At 43.4% G+C, this 7,745-nt stretch carries 13 protein-coding genes; all 13 read right to left on the bottom strand.

The window, feature by feature from the left end:
- On the bottom strand, positions 1-634 hold a 634-nt coding region (locus D6D85_RS03880), incomplete at its 3' end, for an NAD-dependent epimerase/dehydratase family protein (protein ID WP_125670762.1).
- Between the two features lie 25 nt (positions 635-659).
- Entirely contained in the window at positions 660-833 is a 174-nt protein-coding gene (locus tag D6D85_RS16110; RefSeq protein WP_161969678.1) for a hypothetical protein, read from the bottom strand.
- A gap of 271 nt (positions 834-1,104) precedes the next feature.
- On the bottom strand, positions 1,105-1,338 hold the full coding sequence (locus tag D6D85_RS03875; RefSeq protein ID WP_125670761.1) for a DUF5678 domain-containing protein: 234 nt from the start codon (positions 1,336-1,338) through the stop codon (positions 1,105-1,107).
- 113 nt (positions 1,339-1,451) lie between these two features.
- A complete protein-coding gene (locus tag D6D85_RS03870) occupies positions 1,452-1,724 on the bottom strand; it encodes a type II toxin-antitoxin system PemK/MazF family toxin (protein WP_125670760.1) in 273 nt (90 codons plus the stop codon).
- Complete coding sequence (locus D6D85_RS03865) at positions 1,721-1,909, bottom strand: hypothetical protein (RefSeq protein ID WP_125670759.1); 189 nt, start codon at positions 1,907-1,909, stop codon at positions 1,721-1,723. The genes D6D85_RS03870 and D6D85_RS03865 overlap by 4 nt, the downstream gene beginning before the upstream one ends.
- 121 nt (positions 1,910-2,030) lie before the next feature.
- A complete protein-coding gene (locus tag D6D85_RS03860; RefSeq protein WP_237558748.1) occupies positions 2,031-2,249 on the bottom strand; it encodes a DUF2283 domain-containing protein in 219 nt (72 codons plus the stop codon).
- Positions 2,250-2,346: 97 nt separating this feature from the next.
- Complete coding sequence (locus D6D85_RS03855) at positions 2,347-2,835, bottom strand: hypothetical protein (RefSeq protein ID WP_125670757.1); 489 nt, start codon at positions 2,833-2,835, stop codon at positions 2,347-2,349.
- Positions 2,836-3,320: 485 nt separating this feature from the next.
- On the bottom strand, positions 3,321-3,533 hold the full coding sequence (locus tag D6D85_RS03850) for a hypothetical protein (protein WP_125670756.1): 213 nt from the start codon (positions 3,531-3,533) through the stop codon (positions 3,321-3,323).
- Between the two features lie 410 nt (positions 3,534-3,943).
- On the bottom strand, positions 3,944-5,470 hold the full coding sequence (locus D6D85_RS03845) for a tetratricopeptide repeat protein (RefSeq protein ID WP_125670755.1): 1,527 nt from the start codon (positions 5,468-5,470) through the stop codon (positions 3,944-3,946).
- A gap of 238 nt (positions 5,471-5,708) precedes the next feature.
- Positions 5,709-6,182 carry a CorA family divalent cation transporter gene (locus D6D85_RS03840; RefSeq protein WP_272914415.1) on the bottom strand — a complete coding sequence of 158 codons (474 nt, stop codon included), beginning with the start codon at positions 6,180-6,182 and terminating at the stop codon, positions 5,709-5,711.
- Between the two features lie 218 nt (positions 6,183-6,400).
- A complete protein-coding gene (locus D6D85_RS03835) occupies positions 6,401-6,907 on the bottom strand; it encodes a metal-dependent hydrolase (RefSeq protein ID WP_125670753.1) in 507 nt (168 codons plus the stop codon).
- A 48-nt stretch (positions 6,908-6,955) separates the two neighbouring features.
- A complete protein-coding gene (locus D6D85_RS03830) occupies positions 6,956-7,234 on the bottom strand; it encodes a transcriptional regulator (protein ID WP_125670752.1) in 279 nt (92 codons plus the stop codon).
- Positions 7,235-7,307: 73 nt separating this feature from the next.
- The coding region (locus D6D85_RS16105; protein ID WP_161969677.1) for a hypothetical protein at positions 7,308-7,745 on the bottom strand (438 nt) is incomplete at its 5' end.

Genomic DNA, 7,745 nt, shown 5'->3' with positions numbered 1-7,745 from the left:
CATCATCCACGTAAACAGAAGACTTCCTCTGGGATCCATCACCCAGTATCTCCAGTTTTCCTCTGTTTTCCCTCAGCTTTCTTATGAAATCAACTATAACCCCATGCCTCATCCTCGGCCCTACGACATTTGCATACCTCAATATCAAAGCTCTTATCCCATATAGCCTTGAATATGTCCCTATTATGGTCTCGCAGGCCAGTTTAACGGCCCCATATACAGAAATGGGATTGAGCTCATGATCCTCAGGGGTTGGAACTCTTGCATCCCCATAAACGGTGCTTGTCGAGGCAAAAACAATGAAGGGAATATCGAGGTTTCTGCATGCCTCCAGAACGTTGAATGTTGTTACCAGATTCTCGTCAAAGTGTACCCTTGGGTTTACCGTGCTCACCCTCACCTCGGGGTTTGCAGCATAGTGAAATACAACATCAGCCTTTATGTCCTTTGCCCAATCCGGATCCTTTAGATCCCTTTTTAGAAACCTGAATCCTTTGCTGCCAGTCCATTTTATGTTTTCCATGCTTCCGGAGCTCAGGTTGTCCACTACCACTACTTCATTCCCCTCCGGCATTAACCTATCAACAAGGTGGCTTCCCATGAAGCCAGCTCCTCCTGTGACAACAGCTCTCATGTTAAAACGAGAAGGGATAAGGTTGTCATAGTGCTAACTCTGAAGCATTCTTGCTTTCTAAAGCAACGTATTCCTTTGCCTCACTGTATATCAACTTAAATTTTCTCATCAGGTCTCTGCCCAACAATGAAGGTATAGCAAGCACTCTCTTAACTTTTTCGCCAGATAATCTGCTAAAATCATGTTTTAAGACGAGCACATCCAGTATTTCCGTACACCATTCAGAGTTTTTAAAAATATTTTAGTATCCCTAGCCACATAAGTGTCAACCAGCCCTCCTATTCCGCCAATTCTGGTGGGCGCTTTCTCAAGCCCATCAATCCCTATGCCTAACAGCTCTCTGTCATAGCGGTAGCAGAGGCTCCAGCGTCGAGAAGAAACTTGATCCCTTGATCTTCAACTTCTCAATCGATATGAATGCTTTAACCGCAGGAGCTGGAGGGCTGAAGGAGCTGTCCAGAAACCCATAATCATAGTATGAATTCCAATGGCTTTTTCGAGACGTATTCAACCATAACAGTCATGGGGTTAAGGCCTCTTGCCAGTATTTTTCCCCTGAGTTTACCGGGATCCTCATCAAATGCGATAATTTCTTGTTTATGGATCGCTACGAACATGCCATCGTACTTTTCAACGAGGTGCTGATAGTTCTTTTTAAACCATTCACTGTTGCGCTCATGCTCCTCAAATAAGGTTTCAGACAATTTTTATCTCAGCTTATGAGAATTGACAGGTTCTTTATAAATGCGCGCACACTACTTCTCGAACTTGTAGGCTTTCGATAACTTTGCATTTATCTCTTCCTTAAGCTTGTTACCTATTTCCCTATCTCCCCCAGTATTAGGTCTTTCGATATGGTGGCAACTTTGTCAAGCTTTATCACCGACGCGACTTTAAGTCCTGTTAATTCAAACTCAGGATGCTCCCTGTCAACTATGATATCTGTTGGCATAGGACTTTGAGGTACTCTTGAAGAGATGAATGCTACCACAACATCCCTTTCTCCTTCAAACAAAACCAGAGCAGGCCTTAATTTCGCTGTAGTCAAGTCCGTAAATGGAAACGGAATGAGAACTATCTTTCCCTTCACTGGTATCTAACCTTAATATCATCAATCGAGTAGATGTCAGGTTCCTTCTCCAGGAACTCCCTGAGGGATCTCTCAGCAAGCATCATCAGCGATAAGGTCTCCCTATTTTCAATCAGCATGTCTATCTTGCTGTTCAATGCAGAGAGGATCTCCTTAATCTCCCTTATATCGACTTCAACGGTCATATGTATCCCACATCAATATTAATTAATCCTCTATTTAAAACCTATCTAGTTTACTAAGGCTCCAGAAGGAGAGTTGCCTTTCGGACAGTTATCTCCACCAGTCCTCCTGTGACAACAGCTCTCATACTTCTGGATCTGTGCGAAGTTTAGCGCGTTTTGAGTTCTCCACTGTCTTGACGAGTTTTGCAAGAAACTCCATGGCATCAAGCACCTCTATCTCGATGGGTTCACCGCGCTCGTTGAAGTGAATTATCACTTGGTCCGTCAGCTCCTCTCCATAGGAGGGTTTGTCGTCCCCCGCCTTGATCACTAGAACGTCGGCTTCAGAGTCGTACACCACCTTCAACTCCTTACTCATACCTCTAGATCTTGCAAAGGTTTCATTATCATATTTGCATGTAATTTAGCTGACAGATCCAGTTCATCATGATCGAAGCTCATTCCTCCTCAAGGAGCCTCTTCACATCTTCCACGTATTTTCTGGCCTTACTGAGCTCCTCAGCTACCTCATCCTCTCTCAATGAGCCCTCATGATAGCCAAGGATGTGGAGGTAGTAACCCCTTGCCCCTAGCCTGTCCCTGAGGCCGAGCTTCTCAGTCCTTGGCACCTTCCTCTCGAGCTCCCTGAGAAGCACCCTCCTTTCAGCATAGCTTTCCGGTTTTCCGAGGCCGAGCTCTGCAAGAAGAGCATCAGTTGCTAGGAGCACAGCAAGCCATCCCTTCTCGCATGCATCCCTAAGCCTCAAAGCATCTCTTTCCCTGCAAAACTCCTCCAGCTCCCTGTCAGCAAGCTCTAGAGCTCTCTTGGCCTCCTCCAGCACAGTACGCCCACTGGATCGCGGATCTTTGCCCGCACCCATATAAGCATGAAGCCCTCCCTGCACGATTTTACTTCTCCCTTCCTTAAATCTCCATTGTAGGTGCATCTATAATTAGATCCAGCAGCTTATAAGCTTAACCATAAGGGTTTGCAGGCAGTTCGGGATCATCAAGGCCTGTCCTTCCTGCCAGGGCTCAGCGCACAAGTAACCGAGAGATCCTCTCACCCCCCTTATGCGCCCCCTGACAGAAAAGAACAGGCCCCTCTCCCCGGAGTTCGATGTGCGGTGTTCAGCGTGCAAAGCTGAAAAGAGGAGCCCGCATAGGGCCCCATCATTCACCCCTCCATCCAGAATGTCCTGGCTCCTCGAGGAGCTTCTGAGAAGCTCGGAGGAGGCAGGACACCCGGCCTTGAGAGGGGTCATTTTACCACCATTGATGTTGGTGCTATAGTTGCATTGCAGCTGTTTAGCAGAAGGGGGAGATAATAAAAAGTTTTCTATGATTAATGATAATCTGTTCAAGCAGGGAAACTGCTATGAAGTTTTTTTCATCTGCTCGTTTTATGAGTCTTCAAAATTAAAAAGTGCTCTCAAACCCTTTCTATTTTCTGCTGAATTATTGCTATGAAAGTGGCAATAGTCATGAGAAGTGCGCCTATCCCCGATATAATGACATGTATTGGTTGTCTTTCAATGGTCTCCATGTAAACTGCCGAGATAGTTAGGGCAAAACCCGCTCCAAACATGAGGATCATGATAAGAGCAGAAGCCATTTTAATCTTTTGAGAGACCACTTGGTTCATTTCCCTCTATGGAAAGGAGAAAAGAACCTTTTTAAATTTTCTTTCATTATCTCCTAAGAAAAAGGATATCTTCTTATTTTTTTAATACCTCTACTATATAATTAGAGTATCTGGATTCTATACCTCCAGAAAAATGATAGCAGACTTCCAATGGACGCTTGTTAATGTGACCAAGTCAGGTATTAGCTAGAAGGTTCAAAACAGCTCTTATCGATAAAAATAACAAAAATGGGTTTTGTTGGGTTGCAGTGTGTCATTTAGCACGTGGATCTTCTTGTGAATGCATAAGCTTTTCAACCTTAAGGCTTGCTCATAATTTGGGTTTATGCTTAATGCTTTAAGGGTGCATTCGCGGGCTTCTTCGCTTCTACCCAAAATATAAAAGTGCTTTATTGTACCAAGCCTTTTCATCATCGGGATTCAAGCTTCTCATTGAACGACTCCAAAGCTTCGGTGTATTTACCTAACCCTGCTAATGCTATGCCCTTATTTATCAAGGCGGGAGCATATTTAGGATCCAGCTCAAGGGCTCTCTCTAGGTATTTAAGTGCCTCATCTGCTCTTCCAGCTTCTGTTAAAAGCTTCCCAATATTGTTATATGCCTCTTTTAAGTCGGGCTTGATCTCAATAGCTTTTCTATAATAACCGAGTGCCAAGCTGTAGTAACCTCTTTTTGCCATTTCAATTCCCATATTCACTAGAGCTTTGGGAGAAGCTTCCTTAGGCATTGGGATAATATTCATCAATATTGTCCAGCCTGGAGCTATGTAAGAGCTTATGGTCTTAGACTCTAAGGCTACAGCACAAGGAATCCCGAAAGGATCCAAGTAAAGCCTCGGCTCCGTCATGACTACAGCGTCGATTGTGACATGATTTTCCAACCAAGATCTCACAAAGGCTTCAAGTTTGCTGTACATTACTGTATTTAAGCTAATGAGCTCGGGTATCTGAAGAGTAGGTCTTCCGATAACTTCAGATGCATCGATATAGATTACCTTACGTCCCCTCACGGTCTTAAGTTGATCATCAGCCTTTTCCAATGCATCCTTTAATCGTCTACTGACTTCTTCGTACTTGTTCGGATTTCTAAGAATAATCAGCTTTGGCTCTTTAACCTCTGGTCCTTTCGCCGAAAATCTAATGTAAGAAGAGCTAAGTATGAATTCCACATTTTCTGGATTTGAGATGGACATTTGGAATGGTTTACATAGGTATTCGGGCAACTCTGTAAATGACACCTTAATATCTCCCTCTTTACATGCCTCACCCTTTTCAAGAACCTTCTTTACAAGGTCGCTGACTTTCTTCACATCCTCCTTTTTAGGTGTCCTAGGCAATGTGATGTCCAACAAAACATTAACCTTCTTCTCGTTAAGCCATGAACCTATCTCAACGGCAATATCAACGTATTTCTCGTTTTTCTTAAGCGTTTTACACTCGACATAAACTTTTATCTCTCCCCTCTCAGCGTAGATATCTACTCGCTCTCCAAAGAGTTCTGGGAACTTGACGTGGAACTTATTTGAAGCGTAATTGGACGCTATCATAGTTTCATACATTAGCGACTCAAATCTACCCCTATCTCTTAGTGCTCCTACAATCTCTTTTCTCTGCAGAGGAAGCGTATTACTTCGTATCAGCAAGTCAAGGCCATGTGCAAACAGTAAAAGTCTCATAAACTCCTCAACATCTGTGGAGAATCTTAGGTCAAAGGAGTACTCCTGCTCCTTGATGGTCTCTAATAGCCTATACCACTTTCCAGCTCTGTGAACATTTGGAGCGATCAGGTAACGTAGCTCCTCCGGCTTGCCTCTTGGCGCATAAGTTTTTAGCTTATTATACTCACTTTCAATAAACTCTTTTCCGAATATTTTTACAAGAAAACGCTCTAAGGAATCCACAAGCAACTTTGCATTTCTATCTTCCATTGTATCCATTATTAGCTCCACGAATAAAAATGTTAAGTGCTGCGCACTTCACACAACCTGTCAGAACAAGCGATAAATAGGAATTAAAGTCATTGCATGGATTTGACCTTTCAAAAGGACTATTCCACTCTTAATTGCCGATTTTGCGTGCTCTATCTCAACAACTATTACCAGCATATGAGATATACATGTTGCTCGCAGAGCTAATCTCCTCAGATTCTCAAATTATAAATGTTAAAAGTGCTAATTAACCTGTCTTCAGCTTCTCCCCCATTAATGCTATTACATCTGACTTTATCGATGATACCTCCTGGTGAAGAGATTTAAGATCCTCCTTGATATCATCTATCCTTTTGTTTGTCTCATCTATCCTCTTATTTGTCTCATCTATCCTCTTGTTAAGGGAAGCGCTCAGGTCATCTATTCTCTTATTGAGAGAGGTATTTAGATCATCTATTCTTTTGTTGAGGGAGCTGTTTAGATCATCTATTCTTTTGTTAAGTGAGGTGTTTGTCTCATCTATCCTCTTGTTCAAGGATTCATTCATTGCCTCCATCCTCCTGTTCATCTGGTCAAGGAGAAGTATTATCACATCGGTGCTTGTGAGCCTCTTTCCCTCAGTTATCTTCTTAGCAATTCTCTCCGAGGCCTGCCTCAGTGCCTCCTCCAAAACGGATGTCACAACAGCCTCAGCCATAAGAAGCGATGCAGTAAAAAGTATATAAAGTTGACATTCTTCACAGAATTCCTGCTTGCGCGCATTTAAGCTGTAGTGGGGAGGCAGGATAACGGCACCAGATTGCAGGGAAACATAAAGGGCACAAGAATAATTTGAATTTATTTGCTTGCCAACGGATAGTTGTAAAATGACTATCCGACAACGGTTTAACTGGTGAGCGAAGAAAAGGTAGCAGAAGTTCTCAATTTCTGAGAGAAAAGTTATTGAAACAGCTTATTGATGCTTTTCAGTATAGATGGGAGAAGCAGGATTATGGATATTATCAAGCCATCTCCCGTGAAAAGAGGGGCATCAAACTCCTGGAAATGCTGGAACACAGTAGGCTCGCTTAAAAGCTCAAAAGATGGGATTAGCTTTACAGAGCTCCCCACATGAAAGCCAAGCTCTGTTTTAATCCAGAGAGAATCGCAAAGGGGCCAGAGTATGGGCGTATATCCTGAGAATAAATCAAGAACCGGATGGGATAAGAGGGCCAAAAAAGCCATCAATGAGAATCTGGAATGCCCAAGTTTAATGGCTATCACCATGAAGGGAAGAGCTGCACACATTATGACAAAAAGAGAGTGAGAAAAAGACCTGTGAACGAGGAAAAGGGCATCAAAATCGGGAAGAAGGGAGAAAAGCGATGCGAAGAATGCCTTTTTAGGCTTCACCCCTGCTGATACAAGGGCTGAAAAGGGGACAGCAAAGTGCACAATGGGCTCCATAATCCCCTTCCCTTAGGCAGTGCAGATGGAAAGATCGATTTCACTTCTCTATTTTTCCTCCCTGGTGCCTTCCTTCTTCTCCTCTATCTTCTTCATCTCCTCCTCTATCTCCTTTTCAATTTCCTCTATTGGTTTTGGAGGAGGTGTTGTTGCCAGAGTATAGCCAATCCATCCCAATATTCCAAACACACCTACAACAGCCACAGCACCAGTTATCTTCAGGAGTAGAAGAGAAAACTCCGTTAGAAACACGAGATACAGGTATGCTATTATTATCACAGCGGATGCGAGGAGAATTCCGGCCCCTATGACCTGATCCCTGCTCATTTTTGATCCCATTGCAGACGAGAAGTGTATATTAAAAATCTTTCTGTTGATGAAAGAGCAATTTATACAGAACTCAGGATCTTCTCTGGAAAAACCATGCGAGAACTGAGATTATCCCAGCTAAAAGCGCTATCCAGTAATCCAAGGTGAGCATCGCAACAGAAGGAGTTTCCGTGACGATGCCCTGTCCTATGGGGATCTCATACCTCAAAATGAACTCCCCCATCAGGGGAACTGCTATGCCCATGTTTTTCACAAACTCCAGAGAAATTATCAACCCAACTAAGAACAGAATGGGAAGTACTAAGCCCTTGAATCCTATCATCGGCCTTGACCACTCTTTTCCAACCAGAAATGAGCCAAGAAGCATGGTTAAGGCGGCAAGCAGCATGCTAAGTGTTGCAGTTAGGTTGAGGTAAAAAATTATGGGCACAATTACGGGCCTTCCCAAGATCTCTATTGTTACGTTGAATGGAGAGACAGCGGCATAAAATATGCCCTCACCTCCTCT

It is taken from the genome of Candidatus Methanodesulfokora washburnensis (assembly GCF_003947435.1).
Lineage (GTDB): Archaea > Korarchaeota > Korarchaeia > Korarchaeales > Korarchaeaceae > Methanodesulfokora > Methanodesulfokora washburnensis.
This window is presented reverse-complemented; position numbering and strand designations above follow the sequence as displayed.